Source organism: Micromonospora sp. NPDC000663 (assembly GCF_042898105.1).
GTDB lineage: Bacteria > Actinomycetota > Actinomycetes > Mycobacteriales > Micromonosporaceae > Micromonospora.
On sequence record NZ_JBIAYR010000007.1, the window covers coordinates 126,709 to 143,465 of the forward strand.

The 16,757-nt window shown below is 72.2% G+C and carries 19 protein-coding genes; 8 read left to right on the forward strand and 11 right to left on the reverse strand.

The window, feature by feature from the left end; genetic code table 11:
• Nucleotides 1-110 precede the first annotated feature (110 nt).
• The gene (locus ACFY1S_RS22875) at nucleotides 111-2,393 is read left to right on the forward strand and encodes an ATP-binding cassette domain-containing protein (protein WP_387121465.1); all 2,283 of its coding nucleotides are present in this window, start codon (nucleotides 111-113) and stop codon (nucleotides 2,391-2,393) included.
• Nucleotides 2,394-2,520: 127 nt separating this feature from the next.
• Here the strand turns inward: ACFY1S_RS22875 and ACFY1S_RS22880 are convergent, their stop codons facing one another.
• The 3 genes from ACFY1S_RS22880 to ACFY1S_RS22890 form a co-directional block, all read right to left on the reverse strand.
• Nucleotides 2,521-2,940 carry a protein-tyrosine phosphatase family protein gene (locus ACFY1S_RS22880; RefSeq protein ID WP_387121468.1) on the reverse strand — a complete coding sequence of 140 codons (420 nt, stop codon included), beginning with the start codon at nucleotides 2,938-2,940 and terminating at the stop codon, nucleotides 2,521-2,523.
• 354 nt (nucleotides 2,941-3,294) lie between these two features.
• Nucleotides 3,295-3,852 carry a hypothetical protein gene (locus ACFY1S_RS22885; protein ID WP_387121471.1) on the reverse strand — a complete coding sequence of 186 codons (558 nt, stop codon included), beginning with the start codon at nucleotides 3,850-3,852 and terminating at the stop codon, nucleotides 3,295-3,297.
• Nucleotides 3,853-4,590: 738 nt separating this feature from the next.
• Nucleotides 4,591-5,373: a DedA family protein gene (locus ACFY1S_RS22890; RefSeq protein WP_364376445.1), complete on the reverse strand. Its 783-nt coding sequence runs from the start codon at nucleotides 5,371-5,373 to the stop codon at nucleotides 4,591-4,593.
• On the opposite strand from ACFY1S_RS22890, the gene ACFY1S_RS22895 reads away from it, so the two are divergent.
• The 4 genes from ACFY1S_RS22895 to ACFY1S_RS22910 are packed head-to-tail and all read left to right on the forward strand — an operon-like array spanning nucleotide 5,372 to nucleotide 8,039.
• A complete protein-coding gene (locus ACFY1S_RS22895) occupies nucleotides 5,372-6,124 on the forward strand; it encodes a carbon-nitrogen hydrolase family protein (protein ID WP_387121475.1) in 753 nt (250 codons plus the stop codon). The genes ACFY1S_RS22890 and ACFY1S_RS22895 overlap by 2 nt on opposite strands.
• Before the next feature lie 20 nt (nucleotides 6,125-6,144).
• Complete coding sequence (locus tag ACFY1S_RS22900) at nucleotides 6,145-6,975, forward strand: MOSC domain-containing protein (RefSeq protein ID WP_387121478.1); 831 nt, start codon at nucleotides 6,145-6,147, stop codon at nucleotides 6,973-6,975.
• A gap of 46 nt (nucleotides 6,976-7,021) precedes the next feature.
• Nucleotides 7,022-7,519 (forward strand): DinB family protein, encoded by a 498-nt coding sequence (locus ACFY1S_RS22905; RefSeq protein ID WP_387121481.1) that lies wholly within the window; start codon nucleotides 7,022-7,024, stop codon nucleotides 7,517-7,519.
• Nucleotides 7,520-7,529: 10 nt separating this feature from the next.
• A complete protein-coding gene (locus ACFY1S_RS22910) occupies nucleotides 7,530-8,039 on the forward strand; it encodes a GNAT family N-acetyltransferase (protein WP_387121484.1) in 510 nt (169 codons plus the stop codon).
• On the opposite strand, the gene ACFY1S_RS22915 is transcribed toward ACFY1S_RS22910, so the two are convergent.
• From ACFY1S_RS22915 to ACFY1S_RS22940, 6 genes are all read right to left on the reverse strand, one after another.
• Nucleotides 8,036-8,701, reverse strand: a complete 666-nt coding sequence (locus ACFY1S_RS22915) for a histidine phosphatase family protein (protein WP_387121487.1) — start codon at nucleotides 8,699-8,701, stop codon at nucleotides 8,036-8,038. The genes ACFY1S_RS22910 and ACFY1S_RS22915 overlap by 4 nt on opposite strands.
• A 33-nt stretch (nucleotides 8,702-8,734) precedes the next feature.
• Nucleotides 8,735-10,171 carry a serine/threonine-protein kinase gene (locus tag ACFY1S_RS22920; protein WP_387121490.1) on the reverse strand — a complete coding sequence of 479 codons (1,437 nt, stop codon included), beginning with the start codon at nucleotides 10,169-10,171 and terminating at the stop codon, nucleotides 8,735-8,737.
• A gap of 105 nt (nucleotides 10,172-10,276) precedes the next feature.
• Nucleotides 10,277-10,471 carry a hypothetical protein gene (locus ACFY1S_RS22925; protein ID WP_364376463.1) on the reverse strand — a complete coding sequence of 65 codons (195 nt, stop codon included), beginning with the start codon at nucleotides 10,469-10,471 and terminating at the stop codon, nucleotides 10,277-10,279.
• A 2-nt stretch (nucleotides 10,472-10,473) separates the two neighbouring features.
• Nucleotides 10,474-11,517: a substrate-binding domain-containing protein gene (locus ACFY1S_RS22930; RefSeq protein ID WP_387121494.1), complete on the reverse strand. Its 1,044-nt coding sequence runs from the start codon at nucleotides 11,515-11,517 to the stop codon at nucleotides 10,474-10,476.
• A gap of 130 nt (nucleotides 11,518-11,647) precedes the next feature.
• Nucleotides 11,648-12,535 carry a helix-turn-helix transcriptional regulator gene (locus ACFY1S_RS22935; RefSeq protein ID WP_364376469.1) on the reverse strand — a complete coding sequence of 296 codons (888 nt, stop codon included), beginning with the start codon at nucleotides 12,533-12,535 and terminating at the stop codon, nucleotides 11,648-11,650.
• A 125-nt stretch (nucleotides 12,536-12,660) separates the two neighbouring features.
• The gene (locus ACFY1S_RS22940; RefSeq protein WP_151488475.1) at nucleotides 12,661-12,900 is read right to left on the reverse strand and encodes a DUF397 domain-containing protein; all 240 of its coding nucleotides are present in this window, start codon (nucleotides 12,898-12,900) and stop codon (nucleotides 12,661-12,663) included.
• Between the two features lie 267 nt (nucleotides 12,901-13,167).
• On the opposite strand from ACFY1S_RS22940, the gene ACFY1S_RS22945 reads away from it, so the two are divergent.
• Entirely contained in the window at nucleotides 13,168-13,818 is a 651-nt protein-coding gene (locus tag ACFY1S_RS22945) for a GGDEF domain-containing protein (protein ID WP_139584594.1), read from the forward strand.
• 18 nt (nucleotides 13,819-13,836) lie between these two features.
• Here ACFY1S_RS22945 and ACFY1S_RS22950 read toward each other — a convergent pair whose 3' ends face one another.
• Nucleotides 13,837-14,826, reverse strand: coding sequence for a phosphotransferase (locus tag ACFY1S_RS22950; RefSeq protein ID WP_387121498.1), 990 nt, complete (start codon nucleotides 14,824-14,826; stop codon nucleotides 13,837-13,839).
• Between the two features lie 194 nt (nucleotides 14,827-15,020).
• Between ACFY1S_RS22950 and ACFY1S_RS22955 the strand changes: the two genes are divergently transcribed.
• Nucleotides 15,021-15,671 (forward strand): flavodoxin family protein, encoded by a 651-nt coding sequence (locus tag ACFY1S_RS22955; protein WP_387121502.1) that lies wholly within the window; start codon nucleotides 15,021-15,023, stop codon nucleotides 15,669-15,671.
• 6 nt (nucleotides 15,672-15,677) lie between these two features.
• On the opposite strand, the gene ACFY1S_RS22960 is transcribed toward ACFY1S_RS22955, so the two are convergent.
• Nucleotides 15,678-16,169, reverse strand: coding sequence for a type II toxin-antitoxin system PemK/MazF family toxin (locus tag ACFY1S_RS22960; protein ID WP_354818926.1), 492 nt, complete (start codon nucleotides 16,167-16,169; stop codon nucleotides 15,678-15,680).
• A 63-nt stretch (nucleotides 16,170-16,232) separates the two neighbouring features.
• Here ACFY1S_RS22960 and ACFY1S_RS22965 point away from each other — a divergent pair, with 63 nt between their 5' ends.
• Nucleotides 16,233-16,748, forward strand: coding sequence for an NUDIX hydrolase (locus tag ACFY1S_RS22965; protein ID WP_387121505.1), 516 nt, complete (start codon nucleotides 16,233-16,235; stop codon nucleotides 16,746-16,748).
• Nucleotides 16,749-16,757: the final 9 nt, after the last annotated feature.

Below are 16,757 nucleotides of genomic sequence, written 5' to 3' on the forward strand. Positions count from 1 at the left end.
TCGGGCACGCGGTAGCGGCCGTCAAAGCCTCTACATGGGGATGAATGAGACAATTTAATCCGTCAGATGCTCGGCGGGGACCGCCCCGCCACGATCTCTGAAGGGTCCGCATGTCGCAGCCAGCCTGGTCCGCCGCCGACAGCCACGACATGATCGAGGTACGTGGGGCGCGGGAGAACAACCTCGCAAACGTCTCGGTCGACATCCCCAAGCGCCGGTTGACCGTCTTCACAGGCGTCTCCGGCTCCGGCAAGTCCTCGCTGGTGTTCGGCACCATCGCCGCCGAGTCCCAGCGCATGATCAACGAGACCTACAGCGCGTTCCTCCAGTCGTTCATGCCGAACCTCAACCGCCCGGACGTCGACTCGCTGCGCAACCTCAGCGCCGCCATCGTCGTCGACCAGGAACGGATGGGCGTCAACTCCCGCTCCACCGTCGGCACCGCCACCGACGCGTACGCCATGCTGCGGATCCTCTTCAGCCGGCTCGGCCAGCCGCAGATCGGCGGGGCGGGGGCGTTCAGCTTCAACCTCCCCGAGGGCATGTGCCCGACCTGCGAAGGGCTGGGACGTGTCTCGGACCTCGACGTCAACGAGCTTGTCGACGTCGAGCGCTCCCTCAACGACGGCGCGATCACCGTTCCCAACTTCGCCGTCGACTCCTGGTACTGGCAGACCATCGTCGGCTCCGGCCTGTTCGACCCGGACGTCAAACTCCAGGACTACACCCCGGCACAGTGGGAGGACTTCCTCCACAAACCCGCCACGAAGATCAAGGTGGGCGGCAACAGCTGGACGTACGAGGGCCTGGCCGTCAAGGTCAAGCGGCTCTACCTGACCAAGGACCGCGAGTCGATGCAGGCGCACATCCGCGCCTTCGTCGACCGTGCGGTCACCTTCACCACCTGCGCCGACTGCGGCGGCACCCGCCTCAACGCGGCGGCCCTGTCCTCCCGGATCGCCGGACGCACCATCGCGGACTGCTCCGCCATGCAGATCAGCGACCTTGCCGCGTTCGTACGCGGCGTCGACGACCCGGGCGTCGCGCCGCTGATCGCCAACCTGCGGGACCTGCTCGACTCCCTCGTCGAGATCGGGCTGGGCTACCTCAGCCTGGACCGCGAGTCGGCCACCCTGTCCGGCGGTGAGGCGCAGCGGGTGAAGATGGTCAGGCACCTCGGGTCCAGCCTCTCCGACGTCACGTACGTCTTCGACGAACCCACCGTCGGCCTGCACCCGCACGACATCGCCCGGATGAACGACCTGCTGCTGCGGCTGCGCGACAAGGGCAACACCGTGCTGGTGGTCGAACACAAGCCGGAGACCATCGCCATCGCCGACCACGTGGTCGACCTCGGGCCCGGCGCCGGCACCAACGGTGGACGGATCTGCTTCACCGGCGACGTGCCAGGGCTGCGCCGCTCCGACACGCTCACCGGCCGGCACCTCGACCACCGGGTGACCCTGCGCGCCGCCGTACGCCCACCCACCGGGCAGCTCTCCATCAGGCACGCCGACCTGCACAACCTGCGCGACGTGGACGTCGACATCCCGCTCGGCGTGCTCACCGTCGTCACAGGTGTCGCCGGCTCCGGCAAGAGTTCCCTGATCCACGGGTCGCTGCGCCGCCGGTCCGGTGTGGTGATCGTCGACCAGTCCCCCATCCGCGGATCGCGGCGCAGCAACCCGGCCACCTACAGCGGGCTGCTCGACCCGATCCGTACCGCCTTCGCCAAGGCCAACGGCGTCAAGGCGGCACTGTTCAGTGCCAACTCCGAGGGCGCCTGCCCGGCCTGCAAGGGCATCGGGCTCATCTACACCGACCTGGCCATGATGGCCGGCGTGGCAAGCGTCTGCGAACGCTGCGAGGGGCGACGCTTCACCGACCAGGTGCTCACGTACACGCTGCGCGGCAAGAACATCAGCGAGGTGCTCGCCATGTCGGTCACCGAGGCGTACGACTTCTTCCCGCACCTCATCCTCGGACGGCTGGTCGACGTCGGGTTGGGCTACCTCAGCCTCGGCCAACCCCTGACCACCCTGTCCGGCGGGGAACGGCAACGACTCAAACTCGCCATCCACCTCGGCGAGAAGACCAGCACGTACGTCCTCGACGAGCCCACCACAGGCCTGCACCTGGCCGACGTCGACCAACTCCTGGCCCTGCTCGACCGCATGGTCGACGCCGGCAACACGGTCATCGTCATCGAGCACCACCAGGCGGTCATGGCACACGCGGACTGGCTCATCGACCTCGGCCCCGGCGCGGGGCACGACGGCGGGCGGGTCGTCTTCACCGGCACACCTACCGAGCTGGTCGCGCACGGAGACACCCTCACCGCGACCCACCTGCGCGAGTACGTCAACGAGCCCGCGCGGATCAGCCAAGGCTGACGGCGCGGGTTGGCGTCCGCCGGCACGCGGGGGCGGGGGCCGTGGGCGGCGCGGATGGGAGGGCGGCGCGGGCGGGCGTGGGCGCCGCGCGGCCGGCGGGGGTCAGGTGAAGCGCCGGTGACGGGTGTCAGGTGACGCGGCGGAGCCAGCGTCGCTGCCAGGGGGTCTCCACGGCCTTCGGGTGGTAGCCCGTGCGGACCCACGGCACCGCCCGTTCGACTGGCAGGCCGTCGAGGATCGCCAGCGCGGCCAACGCCGTTCCCGTCCGGCCCACTCCACCTCGGCAGGCCACTTCGACGCGTTCGCCGCCGTGTGCCCGGCGCAGGGCCTCCCGCAGGGCGTCGAGCGCATCGGCCCGGTCGAGCGGAACCCAGAAGTCGGGCCACCGGATCCGCCGGTGCGCCCACGCCGGCTCCGGGCCGGGGGCCAACAACAGGGCAAAGTCGGCAGACGAGGCCTCCGCCGCGATGCGGCGTCCGCGCACGCTCGCGCCACTCGGCAGTACGACGACACCCGACTGCCCGGACCAGGGCTGAACGACAGACACCTGAGCATTGTGCCGCGCCGGCCCGACGGCAGGTACGGACAGCGCCGCCCCCGGCCCGGGTGGGTCGGGGGCGGCGCAGGTGTCGGTGTGCAGGTCGCCTCTCGGCGAGTGGCGCGACGCGGCTCCAGCCGAACGGTGTTCCGCGACGGCAATATTAGGTGAGGCCCGGGGACACTGAGTCACACCGACACCCATCCACAACCCGCCAGCCCCGCCCACTGTTCCCGCCTCCAAGAAAATCTTGGACGGTTTCCGTTCGTGGCTGACGGGAACTGTCCACGATCTCGGCTGGACATGCCGATGGCCGGCACCCCGTTGCGGGGTGCCGGCCATCGGGTCGGGTCGTGCGGTGGGTCAGCTGTTCCAGTGCTGGGCCACGAGGTCGGTGGCCTGCTGTTCCCACTGGGCGTAGGCGTCCGGGTAGGCCGAGACCTGCACGGTCTGCGCGGCGTCGGTCAACGCCATGTCCTGCCACCCGTCGACCTGCTTGAGACCCTTGAGGAACGCGGTGGTGGAGTACTCGGGGTTGGTGATCTGCTCCGGCGTGCCCCAACCCGAGCTCGGGCGCTGCTGGAACAGGCCCAGCGAGTCGTGGTCGTTGCGGTCGCCGAGGTGCCCGAGGTTCTCCAGCTTCGACTCCTGCAGGCTCGTGGCGATGGAGATGACCGCGGCCCGCTCGGGCAGGCCGGCCTTCTTCGTCGCGGCGATGATCGCCTTGACGTTGGCGCTCTGCTCGTCGTTCAGGGTGATGTGCGACTGCTCGCCCTGCGGCTTCGACGCGGCCACCTGCACCGCGGCGGGCTTGGCGTCGACCGGGGTGGCGGCGTGGGCGGCGACGGGGCCGGCGAAGACGCCACCGGCGAAGGCCAGACCAGCAACGGACAGCACACTCTTGCGCATGATCGTGTTCATGGGGGTAGCTCCTTCGGGGGTAGGAAACACCCGCGTGACAAGCCGGGTGTGAGCACCTCGTCCGGCGCTGCACAAAGTCGGGGGGTCGGCGGCCAGCGAGCCGGGGGCTCACGGCGCCGGGGTCCGGGTGTAACGACCCGGGGGCCGGGGTCATTCCGGGGGGTGGGCCCATCCGGCGGCACCCACATCTCGGCGGTGCCCGGGGGTCGGTGTAACGATCGGCGGACCGGGGTCATTCCGGGGCCGGCGGCACCACATCGAGGCGGCGCCGGGGGGTCTGCAACGAGCGGGCCTGGCCGGGCATTCCAACCCGTGGTGGGGTGGGCCGAGTGGCCGTGGTCCTGCGATCGTCAGAGTATGTAACGACCCCCGGCCCGCCACGATTCCGCCGCACCGGTGCGACAGGTCACCACCCATACCACCCCAGACCGGACAAACACCCCAGCCGGACACGCCGGGCGGGGGCACCCCTGGCGCTCAGGGCGATGATTCACTCCATATCGCCGATACGGCGGCATCCGCGACGCCGGGACACCGCCAGCTCGCGATGTTGTTTCGATCAAGACCCGGCTGATCATGACGGAAGGAACCATTAGGGACAACGCGTCCTTCGGGGGCGAATTGGGCGTCCGGGCGGTCGCCGAAGCGGTCGATTGTCCGGACTCCGGGGGCCTGAAGCCGACCGGACAGGCGCGGCCGCAGCGCGCGCACCTCGGCCGACTGTCACGGATCGCCTGTCTAGCGGTCGTTGGCGGGCCACGAGCCGCTGCGGTAGAGAGTGCCGCGACCGCCCGGGTCGGGCACCCCGTTCGGCGAGCGCTGTTCGGGGGCGGTGGGTTCGGGGTTCCGTGCGGCGCGGCGGGCGCGAAGCACCCGGGATCCGACGAACCACGCGACGCCCGCCACACAGACCACGATGACCACCTTCTGGAGCGTGCCGACGTACCCCTCGACGAGGTGCCAGTTGTCGCCGAGCAGGTAGCCGGCGAGCACGAAGGTGGTGTTCCAGATCAGGCTGCCCAGCGTCGTGTAGAGCAGGAAGACAGGTACGGGCATCCGCTCCACCCCGGCCGGGATGGAGATCAGGCTCCGGAAGATCGGGATCATCCTGCCGAAGAAGACAGCCTTCACGCCGTGCCGCAGAAACCACGCCTCGGTCCGGTCCACGTCGCTGAGCTTGATCAGCGGCAGCCGGGCCGCGATGGCGCGCATCCGGTCGCGGCCCAGTGACGCGCCGATCAGGTAGAGCGCCAGCGCGCCCACCACCGAGCCGAGCGTGGTCCAGAAGATCGCACCGAACAGGCTGATCCGACCCTGCGCGGCGACGAACCCGGCCAGCGGCAGGATCACCTCGCTCGGGATCGGGGGGAACAGGTTCTCCAACGCCACCGCCAGGCCCGCCCCCGGGCCGCCGAGCCGTTCCACCAGGTCGCTGACGTAGCCGACGATGCCGCCCTGCGGCGGTTCCGCGGCGGCGGCAGGGGTTCCGGTGGCGAGCACGGCGTGCGACGTTCGAATCATGCCCACACGCTACGAACCGATCCTGAGAGCCAACCGAGAGGCCGCCGTACGCGCGGCCGACCGTACCCCGCTGCGGCTCGCGGCGGCGCAGCCATTGTGCGTACCCCTTGATGTCGCGGCCAACGCGCGGGCGCACGCCGACGCGGTCCGCGCGGCGCGTGCCCGGGTGGTGGTCTTTCCGGAGCTGTCGCTGACCGGGTACGAGTTGGACGCCCCTGTCGTGCCCACCGACGACCCACGGTTGGCGCCGCTGGTGCGGGCGTGCGCCGAGACGGGGGCGCTGGCGCTGGCGGGCGCTCCGGTCGTCGGTGACCACATCGGGGTGCTGGCCGTGACCGGTGACGGTGTGACAGTGGCGTACCGCAAGATGTGCCTGGGTGGCGCGGAGGCCCGCCGGTTCCGGCCGGGTGACACACCGGGGGTGCTCACTGTGGACGGATGGCGGCTGGGGCTTGCCGTCTGCAAGGACACAGGCGTCGCCGCGCACGCGCAGCGCACGGTCGCGCTCGGCATCGACGTGTACGCGGCGGGGGTGCTGGAGTCGGCATGCGATACCGCAGTGGTGGACCAGCGGGCCCACCGGATCGCCGTCACGCACCGGGTGTGGGTGGCGATGGCGAGCTTCGCCGGGTCGACAGGTGGCGACTACACGGAGGCGGCGGGGCGTTCCGGCGTCTGGACGCCACAGGGCGAGGTGTGCGCACGGGCAGGTACGGCACCTGGAGAACTGGTTCGAGTGAGCATCGACTGAACCCCGGTTAGGGTGGCGGGATGATCTCAGGACGGCTGGCGCAGCTGCGGCGATACCCGGTGAAGTCGTTGCTCGGCGAACGGATCCCGGCCGCCGAGGTCGGTGTGGCCGGCGTCGTGGGTGATCGTGCGCTGGCCCTGCTGGACCGGGCCAGCGGACGGGTCGCCAGCGCCAAGCAACCGCACCGCTGGCGTGACCTGCTCACCCTGCGGGCCACCGGCGGGGCGCCCGACCCGGTCCGGATCACCCTGCCCGACGGGCGACACCTGTCGGCCGCGGACCCCGCCGTCGACGAGGCGCTCAGCGCCGCGGCGGGCCACGAGGTGATCCTTGTCGACACCCTGCCGGAGGGTGCCACCCTGCTGCGGTCCCACCCGGACGCGGTGCTCGCCGCCGGCCTGACCGACGAGGTCCCGGCCGACGAGAGCCGCCTCGGGGCGGTGGCGCCCGGCACCTTCTTCGACTTCGCCCCCATCCACCTGGTCACCACAGCGACGCTGGACCGGATCGCCGGGAGCCTGCCGTCCGGGGCCGGCACTGTCGACCGTTACCGGCCCAACCTGGTGCTCGACATGGAGACGGAGGCCTTCGCCGAGAACGACTGGGTGGGCCGGGAGCTGCGTGTCGGCCCCGACCTGGCGCTCGCCGTGCTCGCTCCGACGCCGCGCTGCGCGGTGCCGACGCTCGCGCACGGGCCGCTGCCCCGCGAGGCCGAGGCGCTGCGGGCGCCCGCCCGACTCAACCGGGTCGAGCCGCTGCCCGGGATGGGCCCGCAGCCGTGCGTCGGCGCGTACGCCAGGGTGGTCCGCGCCGGTCGGGTGGCCGACGGCGACCGTGTCACGCTCGGGTGAGCGTGCCGTGGTTGCTCTCGACCGGCCGGCTTGGAATGCTTCCCTCATGACCGTTTTCCCGCCCACGTTCGCCGAGGATGTCGTCGGCCAGCCGGCGCAGGCGCAGTTCGAGGCGTTCATCGACGAGCACCGCACGGCGCTCGACGGTTACCTGGACGGGTTGACCGAGGAGCAGGCCCGCCGGTCGTTGGTGCCGTCGCGGACCACGCTGCTGGGTCTGGTGAAGCACGCGACGTTCGTCGAGAAGGTCTGGTTCGACGAGGCTGTCACCTGTCGCTCGCGAGCTGAGATCGGCATCCCGGCTACGCCCGACGAGTCGTTCGTCCTGGACGACGCCGACACGATCGCCACGATCCAGCGGGCACATCGCGAGGCGTGCGAGGCGTCCCGCCGCGCCACGGCGTCGCTCGGGCTGGACGACCTGCTCCGGGGCAACCGCCGTGGCCCGTTGCCGCTGCGCTGGGTCTATCTGCACGTGCTGCGCGAGCTGGCTCAGCACTGTGGGCACGCGGAGATCCTGCGCGAGCAGATCCTGAACGACTGACGGGTCGACTATGCCCGAGCTGGTCGTGCCCACCGTCGGTCTGCACGGCGCCTGGCTCGACGCACACGACGAGTGGGGTCCCGGCGTCCACGAGGACGGTTTCGGGTTGCGGCCGTCCGACGAGGTGCGCTCACCTGACGGATTCGCGGCCTGGGTACGCCGGCTGACCGGCCAGGCGGATCCGGCGACGCCGCTGGACGCCGGTCAGGCGCCGTGCACGCACCGGTGGATCGTCGAGGACGACCGCGTGCTCGGCGGGATCGCGCTGCGGCACGAGCTGCACGTCGCCGGTCACATCGGGTACGGCATCCGGCCGTCCGCGCGACGGCGAGGGCTGGCGACCTGGGCGCTGGGCCGGATGCTCGGCGAGGCGCGGACGCTCGGCCTGGACCGGGTGCTGATCGTCTGCGCGGCGGACAATGTGGCGTCGGCGCGGACGATCGAGCGTCACCGCGGCGTCCTGGAGGACGTCCGGGACACCGAGCTGGGCCCGGCCCGCCGGTACTGGGTCAGCCTCTAGGCCGGCCCGCCGATGCTGGATCGGCCTGTGGCCCACCCGCCGGTGTCACCGAAGCGGTGCAGGGCCCAGCGGGCCGGTGGCCAGGCGCTGGTGTCGTGGTCGGTGGTCCATTCGGTGATCGAGGCCGGCGCGATGACCAGGTCGAACCCCCGGTGCAGCGGCTGGGCGGCGAGCGCGTGGAAGGCGACCTCGACGGTCGCGGTGTGGCCGACGAGGACCACTGTGGAGCCCCGGTGCCGCTGCGCGATCTCCATGATCGCCCGGCTGATCCGGACGACCAGTTCGGCCCAGCTCTCGTTGCCGGTCTCGAACGGCCGGAACAGCCCCCCGCCCACCGCGGCGTGCTCGCTCCGGAAACGGGTGAGCGGCAGGCCGTCGGCGTACGGGGGCGTGTGCCAGGTGCACAGACCGCAGTCGGCCACGGCACGTAGGCCGAACGCCGCGGCGATCGGTTGCGCGGTCTCGACGGTCCGGCGCAGCACCGACGAGTAGACCGCCACCGGTCGGTCGACGGCGTGGTCCTCGGCGAGTCGTCGGGCGAGCCGGTGTGCCTGGTCGTGGCCGAGCGCGGTCAGCCCGCGACATCCGTGCGGTCCGCCAACGGTCCCGTCGACCTGGTGGACCGACTCACCATGACGCACGAAGATCAACCGTGTCCGCATCGGCCCATCATGCCAGTGAGACAGGCGGATGGATCAGTCGTCCGTACGGTCGGTGGAGAAGGTGCTCGCCTGACCGAGCAGTCTGTCGAGGTCGGCGGCCGTCCGCGCGGAGAGTCTGCCCCTGTCGACCAGCTCGGCGATGCGTTCGCGCAGGTCCGCGACGCGCTTGGCGCGGTCCCGGGACCGACGGTTGGCATCGGCGAGGTCGTCGCGCAGGTCCTCGGCCGTCCGGCGGTCGATCTCGCCGCGGGCCTGCGCCTCGGCGAGCGTCGCGGTGAACTCGTTTGTGACCTGGCGCAGGCTGACCGGCACCTGCTGACCGACCGTCGAGGGCGCGGCGCTGCTGGGGGCGGGGGACGCGGACGGCGGCGCCGGCGTCGGCGACTGGGTGCTGGGTCGGGGCGACGGGGTGTTGCTCGGCGGCGGGCCGGCGACCTGGGCGGGACGTTCGGGAGTGTCCAGGTTCTGGGCGAGCAGAGCGCCCCCGCCGACCAGCGCCGCAAGGCCGGCCGCGACCAGCACGGCGGCGCGCCTGCGAGAACGCCGGCGCGGTGGGGCCTCTACCGGTACGGGCTGGGGGCGGGCCGCCGAGCGGTCGATCAGCGTGGGCGGGTGGGCGCTGGGCAGGAGGCGCAGCAGCTCGGTAGGAGGCTCGACCGGCTGACCGGCTCCGAACCGGCGGGCCAGGTGCGCGGCGGACGGGCGGCGGGCCGGGTCGGCGGCGAGGCAGGCGACTGTCAGCTCGGCGATGTCGGAGGGCAGACCGGCCACCCGCAGCGGCGGCACCGGCGTGCCCCGCCGGTGCACGTCGAGGGCGTCCTCCCAGCTCTGCACGGGCAGCGGCGCCTGCCCGGTGAGGGTGCGGTAGAGCAGCGCGCCGAGGGCGTACACGTCGCTTGCCGGGTCGGGTGGGCCGGCGGTGAGGCGTTCCGGGGCGAAGTACGCGGGTGTGCCCATCAGCGGCTCGCCGGACTGGCTGTCGAGCCCGCCGAGCGCGGCGATGCCGAAGTCGAGCACCTTGGCGCCGGTGTCGGTGAGCATGACGTTGCCCGGCTTGACGTCCCGGTGCACCACCCCGATGCGGTGCGCGGCGGCCAGGGCGGCGGCGATCTGCCCGGCCACCCGGACCGCCTCGGGCCAGGGCAGCGGGCCGGTACGCAGCCGGTCGGCCAGGTTGTGCCCCTCGACCAGCTCCATGACCAGGTACGGGACGACGACGCCGCCGGCGAGTGTCGCTTCGGCGTAGTCGTACACCTGGGTGACGTGCGGGTGGGTCAGCCGGGCCGCGGCGCGGGCCTCGCGTTGGATGGTGGCCCGCAGTTGCGGGTCGGCGGCGAGTTGCCCGGCGAGCACCTTGATGGCGACCGGTCGGCCGAGCACCTCGTCGTCGGCCCGCCACACCTCGGACATGCCACCGAGACCGATCCGCTCGTGCAGTACGTAGCGGTCGTGGAGACGGAGGGTGGGCATGAAGGGCGACATGGCTTCACCAGTCTGCCTGGCGAGTTCCCACTCGACCACCCTGCGTGCCCGAGCCGGCACCCTTCGTCCCGCTCATGCCCAAATGGGCGGTGGTCAGGAGCAGCGGGGCACCGGTCGGGGCTGGATCCGGTCGGCGAGCCGGCGCAGGGCGACGGCTGTCGCCTGCCTGCTCGGGGCGAGCAGCGGCCGGCGGACGCGCTCGACCTGGACGGGGGCGTCCGGGCGGGCCGAGTTGACGTGGCGGCTCATGGCGTCGAGAGCGGTGACGTATCCGGTCGGGTATTCCATGATCAACTCCTCGGGACAGGTCCGGTGGAGGCCCGGACGACGAGTGCGGTGGGTAGCAGGACATGGCCGGCCGCGGCGTCCGCGGGCGGGTCGAGCAGCAGTTCGGCGGCGATGCGGCCCTTCTCCTTCGCCGGTTGCCGGACGGTGGTGAGGCCGGCCGCCGCGGCTTCGGGGACGTCGTCGAAGCCGGTCACCGACACCGGCGGGTGGGGGCCGCCGGGCCGCTGGGCCAGAACGTCCAGCACGCCGAGGGCGAGCACGTCGGAGCCGGCCAGCACGGCGGTCGGTGGTGCCGGTCCGTCGAACAGTCCGGCGACGGCGGCGGCCGCGGCCTGGCGGCTGTTGCCCGGGGCGTTGAGCAGGGTCAGGTCGGCCCAGTCGACGCCGACCTCGGCGAACGCGTCGGCGAAGCCGGTGAGCCGGCCCCGGGTCGTCGGGTGCCGCACCTCGTGCGCCCCGGACAGGGTGAGCGGCCCGGCCGGCGCGTCGGGCAGCACCCCGTCGGCGAGCAGGGCCACCCGGCGGTGGCCGAGACCTGCCACGTGCGCGGCGGCGCTGTACGCCGCGGCCCGTTCGTCGATGCCGACGAACCGCTCGTCCGCGCCGGCGTCGTCGCGGGGGGCGGTGCTGACGTACGGCAGCCCGCGCGCCCGGATGACGTCCAGGGCCCATTCCTCGTCGGCCACGCAGTAGACGCAGAAGCCGTCGACCGCGGCGTTCTCCACCGCCCGTCGGGCGTCGGTCTGGGCCTGGGGCAGCGGCACGAGCAGCATGCTGGTGCCGTGTCTTTCGGTCGCCTCCCCCACACCGGCGAGGAAGCGGACCGCGAACGGGTCGGTGAAGGCGTACGAGAGTTGGGAGGTGAACAGCACCCCGATGGAGCCGACGAAGCCACGCCGCAGCGATCGCGCGGTGGGGTTGGGGCCGGGGTAGCCGAGCTGGCGGGCGGCGTCCAGGATGCGCTCGCGCAGGGCGGCGGAGAGCTGGTCGGGGCGGCTGTACGCGTTGGACACGGTGCTGCGGGAGACGCCGACGGCGTCCGCCACGGCTTGCAGTGTTGGCTTCACCGGCACCCCTCTGTATCGATCCAGACTGTATCGATACAGAGACTAGCCCGACGAGTCGGCGACGGTCAATACGAAAGGCCCGCGAACGCTCAGTTGCCGCGGGCGGGCATCACGCCTGGTAGTGCTCCTCCAGCAGCCGCCCGAGGATCTCCGGCGTACGCTCCGGCGGCTCGGCCTCGACGCAGAGCCGCTCCATCGCGACGGCGTAATACTCCAGGTCGTCGCGCTTGTCGAGGTAGATCGCGCTCGTCAACTGTTCGATGTAGACGATGTCGGGCAGCTCCTGGTCACCGAAGCGCAGGATGGTGAAGGCGCCGCCGGCCGCGGCGTGCCCCCCGGCGGCGAACGGGATGACCTGGAGGCGGATGTGCGGTGACTTGGTCGCCTCGATGAGTGCGGTGAGCTGGCCGCGCATCACCTCGGCGCCGCCGATCGGCCGCCGCAGCGCCGCCTCGTCCACCACAGCCCAGAGCTGCGGCGGCTTGTCCCGCTGCAGCAACTGCTGGCGCTGCATCCGCAGCGACACCCGCCTGTCGATCTCGGCGGAGCCGGCGGAGCCGTGCCCGAGCAGGACGACCGCGCGAGCGTACTCCCGGGTCTGCAACAGCCCGGGGACGAACTGCACCTCGTAGCTGCGGATCAGCGCGGCCGCCGCCTCCAGGCCCAGATACGACTGGAACCAGCTGGGCAGCACGTCGCCGTAGCGGTGCCACCAGCCCGGGCTGTTGGCGTCCCGCGCGAGCTTGAGCAGCGCCTCGCGCTCACCCTCGTCGGTGACGCCATAGAGGGTGAGCAGGTCGGCCACGTCGCGTTCCTTGAAGCCGACGCGGCCCAGCTCCATCCGACTGATCTTGGATTCGGAGGACCTGATCTCCCAGCCGGCGCCTTCCCGGGTCACCCCGCTGGACTCCCGCAGACGGCGCAGTTGGGCGCCGAGCAGCATGCGCAGCACGGTGGGCCCGGTTGTCGGGCCTCCCTCGGCGGGAACCATCGTCACGTGCGGACCTCCGGATACCGACCTCGCGGACGGGAACCCGGCCCGACCGACGTGTAAGCATGCCATGGACCGACAGTGAGGTGAACTCCTCCGGACCGGTGATTCGGTCGGCCCGGCAGGGGCAGTCAGTTGATCAGATGGTCGAAGTCGCCGTCCCGCGCGCCGAGCACGAACGCGGCGATCTCGTCCACTGTGTAGATCAGCGCCGGCCCGTCCGGATGTCGGGAGTTGCGGACCGCGATGCCGGCTCCCCCGGGCAGTTCGGCGAGTTCGACACAGTTGCCGCTGGGGTTGCTGCGGCGGCTCTTCTGCCAGGTCAACGGGGGCAACTGATGGATCGGCACACCATTGGGTGGCTGCTGCATGAGGAAGTCTTTCTGCTCACGAGCCCGCCGGTGCCCGTGGGAGGAGCGGTGACGGCGAGGGGGTGCGGTAACGACGTCGGACAATTCTGCACGTGCATCTGCTATTGCATCTGCACCGGACGGCGAGCATGATAACGCACGTGAATGGTGCGCATCCGTTCACGTTGAGTAACCCTGGGCTGGGCAACCACCCGGGGGAAACGGGCCCGGCACGGTGTGCGCCGCGTCGGCCGGAGACTGGAGGCGGTCGCGCTGATGGGAGGGCTCCTGCCGGATCCGATGAGTGTCGCCTCCGGCATCTGCGCGGCGGGTGCGCTGCTCTCCTCCTGGCAGTTGCGCCGCAGGGCGGTGCGCGCCGAGGCCGAGATCGGCCACCTACAGGCCGAGTTGGCCGCCGAGCGGCACGCGGCAAGCCACGACCCGCTCACCGGCCTGCCCAACCGCCGCGCCTTCTACCGGCTCGCCGCCGCCCTGCTCACCGACGCGGCCGGGGAGCCGCTGATCGCCGTCGTGCTCGACCTGGACGACTTCAAGCAGATCAACGACAGGTACGGCCACGCGGCCGGCGACCAGGTGTTGATCAGCGTGGCCGAGCGGTTGGCCGGGTTCGCCGGCGACAACCTGGTCGCCCGCCTGGGCGGGGACGAGTTCGCCGGGCTGCTCGCCAGCCCCACCATCGACAGGCGGTGGATCGACCACGCCACGCGACGGCTCAGCGAGACCGTCGCCGCGCCGATCCGGCTGGCCGGGTGCAGCGTACGGGTGACCGCCTCGGTGGGGCTCGCGCCGGTGACCGGCCCGGCTCAGCTCACCGACGCCCTCAGTCGCGCCGACGCGGCCATGTACCAGGCGAAGAGCCTCGGCGGCGCCCGTTCACCCCGGCAGCTCGTCGACAGCGTCCCGCTGGCCGAGCACTGAGCTGCCACACCGGCGCGGTCACCGCCGGGCGAGGTCACGCAGCGCCGCCTCGGCGAGGGTGACCAGGCCGTTCGCCGACACCAGTCCCCGGACGATCCGGCGGGCGAAGGCCCGCTCGGCCTCGTCGGCGCCCGGATCCAGTGCCTGGCGGGTCCAGTCGCTGAGGTCGTCGAGCGCGCGGACCGCGAGGAACCAGGCGAGCCGCTTCGGGTCCGGTTCGGTCCCGCCGTAGCCGCCGAGCACCGCCTCCCGCTGCTCGGCGGTGACCGGCGCGAAGGCGAGCACCCCACCGGTGACGAACATCAGGTCGCACTCGGGTGGCGCGAGCACCGCGTCGTCCCAGTCGATCAGCCAGACCTGACCGTCCGGGCCGAGCAGCAGGTTGCCCAGGTGCGGATCGCCGTGGCAGACCACGGGCGTCCCCGGGGGCTGGTCGACGGCGAGGCGTTCGACGGCGCGGGTCAGCAGGGACACCCGGTCGGCCGCCGCCGACCAGACCGCCGCCAGGTCGGTGGCCACCGGATCCGGTGCCGGGTCGCGCAGCCGTCGGGCCACCGCCCGGGTCGCGGCCACGATCCGGGGGTACGCGGACCCGCCGCGCGGCAGCAGCCGCACCAGCTCGTCGGTGACCGGCACGGCGTGCACCGCCGCCAGCACCTCGCCGTAGGAGCGCCAGTGCGCCACGGTCATCGGAGCGTCGAGCGCCCGGGTGTCGGAGACCCACGGCACCACTGTGAGGCGGCGGCCGTCGCGGTCGGCCCACAGCCGCCCGTCCCGGGTACGCAGCGGCGCGGCTACGCCCGGCACGCCCTGCCCGGCGAGGTACGCGGACACCGCCAGCCCCGCCGAGGTGCCGCCCCCGCTGAGCTTCACGGCGTACCGGGTTCCGTCGACGGCCCGCGCCCGCCACAGCTGGGCGTACCGGTCGGCGCCGTGGGTGACCGCGTCCATCGTGGTCATGTCGAGGCCGAAGTCGGTACGGACCCATTCGGCCACCTCGGAGGACACGCCGACACCCTGCCACCGGATGGACGGCCGGCCCCACCGAATTACCGCTAGGGCAGCGGGGCGGCGGCGACCCTGACCGGATCGGCTCGGGTTGTGCCGCTTTCACCTGTCCGGGTGATTCGGCCCGCGTGATTCGGTCCGGCGCCCGGGTATGGGGTCACGGTGAGAGCGCCCGACGGCCGAGAGGAACAGACGTGGCGAGCATCCGCGCCCTCGTACTCAACTGCACCCTCAAGCCGTCGCCGGCGCCGTCGAGCGCCGAGCAGCTCGGCCGGGAGGTCCTGACCGAGCTTGCCACGCAGGGCGTGGACGGCGACCTGGTCCGGGTCGTCGACCACGATGTGCGTTTCGGGGTGTCCACCGACGAGGGGCACGGCGACGGCTGGCCCACGATCCGCGCCAAACTGCTGGCCGCGCAGATCCTCGTCATCGCCACGCCGATCTGGCTCGGTCAGCCGTCGAGCGTCTGCAAGATGGTCCTCGAACGCCTCGACGCCGAACTCTCCGAGACCGATGCCGAGGGCCGGCTCCTGACCTACGGCAAGGTGGGAGGCGTCGCCGTCGTGGGCAACGAGGACGGCGCGCACCACACCATCGGCCAGGTGCAGCAGGCGCTCAACGAGGTGGGCTTCACCTGCCCCGCCGCCGGCGCGACGTACTGGGTCGGCGAGGCACTGCACAAGGTGGACTACCGTGACGCCGGGCCAAAGGACGACACCACAGGCCGTACGACGAAGGCTCTCGCGCTGAACAGCGCGCACCTCGCACGGCTGCTCGCCGACCAGCCGTACCCGCCGCCGGACGCGCGCGGCGCAGCGGTCGGCCCGAGCCGCGAACCGGCCTGACGGAGGTCAGCGCCAGCCGTAGCCGGCACGCAGTGCCTGCCCGACCCGCTCGAACCGGGGCCGGTCCAGGATCGCGCCCTCGCGGCGGATGCTGTCCTCACGCATGGTGAGCACCCGGTCGAGCCGTACCCAGCTCGGCCTGTTGTCCCGGTCCCACTCGCCCGGGCCGAGCGCCAACCAGTGCCGCTGCCCGTCCCGTTCGCTCTGACTGGACAGCATCAACCCGAACAGCGTCCGACTGTGCCGACCGACCACGAGCACCGGCCGGTCCTTGCCCTGCCGGGGGTCGTCCTCGTACGGCACCCAGGTCCAGACGATCTCGCCGGGGTCGGCCTGGCCGTCCCGCTCCGGGGCGTAGGTCAGCTCCCGCCGCTGCAGGGCGCTGACCTGGCGACGGCGGGCCACCTGCGCCGGACCCGGCCCGGTACGGCGGGGCGACGGGATCGCCGCGCCGACCCGGGAGATGCGCGCCGCCACGTTCCTCAACAGTCCAGCCACGGCGGGCAGCCTACCGGCCCCGGCGGCGCACCGGCGCGGGCGGTGCTGCGGCAGACTGGCCCGATGAGCGAGCTGCCCGACGACCTGCCGATCCTCGAACGGCGTGCCGTGCGGGTGGTGGTCCTGGACGAGGGCGACCGGGTGCTGCTGTTCCACACCCGGGATCCGGACCATCCCCGGCTGGGCACCTGGTGGGAGCTGCCCGGCGGCGGCATGGACGCCGGGGAGACGTACCGCGACACGGCCGTGCGGGAGCTGCGCGAGGAGACCGGTCTCGTCGTTGCCGCCGACCAGATCGGCGAGCCGACCTGGCGGCGGCGGGCCAGCTTTCTGCACCGGCAGGTGCGGCACGTCCAGGACGAGGTTGTCGTCACCGTACGGCTGACCGGCCCCGGTCCGGATGTGGACGAGGCGCACCGGCTCGACTACGAGCTGGAGGACTACTTCGGCTTCCGCTGGTGGCCGCTGCCGGAGGTGGTGGCCAGCCGGGACCGCTTCTACCCGGGTCAACTCCCCCGGCTGATCACCGGTTTCCTGGCCGGAGAGGAGATCGACGAACCCTTCGAGCTGTGGTCGTGAGGCGGGCCG

Bases quoted from the DNA above. Each gene is read 5' to 3' on its own strand.
- ACFY1S_RS22875 (WP_387121465.1), top strand. From the start codon at position 111: ATGTCGCAGCCAGCCTGGTCCGCCGCCGACAGCCACGACATGATCGAG.
- ACFY1S_RS22885 (WP_387121471.1), bottom strand. From the start codon at position 3,852: ATGAACACGATCATGCGCAAGAGTGTGCTGTCCGTTGCTGGTCTGGCC.
- ACFY1S_RS22895 (WP_387121475.1), top strand. From the start codon at position 5,372: ATGCCCACACGCTACGAACCGATCCTGAGAGCCAACCGAGAGGCCGCC.
- ACFY1S_RS22890 (WP_364376445.1), bottom strand. From the start codon at position 5,373: ATGATTCGAACGTCGCACGCCGTGCTCGCCACCGGAACCCCTGCCGCC.
- ACFY1S_RS22900 (WP_387121478.1), top strand. From the start codon at position 6,145: ATGATCTCAGGACGGCTGGCGCAGCTGCGGCGATACCCGGTGAAGTCG.
- ACFY1S_RS22905 (WP_387121481.1), top strand. From the start codon at position 7,022: ATGACCGTTTTCCCGCCCACGTTCGCCGAGGATGTCGTCGGCCAGCCG.
- ACFY1S_RS22910 (WP_387121484.1), top strand. From the start codon at position 7,530: ATGCCCGAGCTGGTCGTGCCCACCGTCGGTCTGCACGGCGCCTGGCTC.
- ACFY1S_RS22915 (WP_387121487.1), bottom strand. From the start codon at position 8,701: ATGCGGACACGGTTGATCTTCGTGCGTCATGGTGAGTCGGTCCACCAG.
- ACFY1S_RS22920 (WP_387121490.1), bottom strand. From the start codon at position 10,171: ATGCCCACCCTCCGTCTCCACGACCGCTACGTACTGCACGAGCGGATC.
- ACFY1S_RS22925 (WP_364376463.1), bottom strand. From the start codon at position 10,471: ATGGAATACCCGACCGGATACGTCACCGCTCTCGACGCCATGAGCCGC.
- ACFY1S_RS22940 (WP_151488475.1), bottom strand. From the start codon at position 12,900: ATGCAGCAGCCACCCAATGGTGTGCCGATCCATCAGTTGCCCCCGTTG.
- ACFY1S_RS22965 (WP_387121505.1), top strand. From the start codon at position 16,233: ATGAGCGAGCTGCCCGACGACCTGCCGATCCTCGAACGGCGTGCCGTG.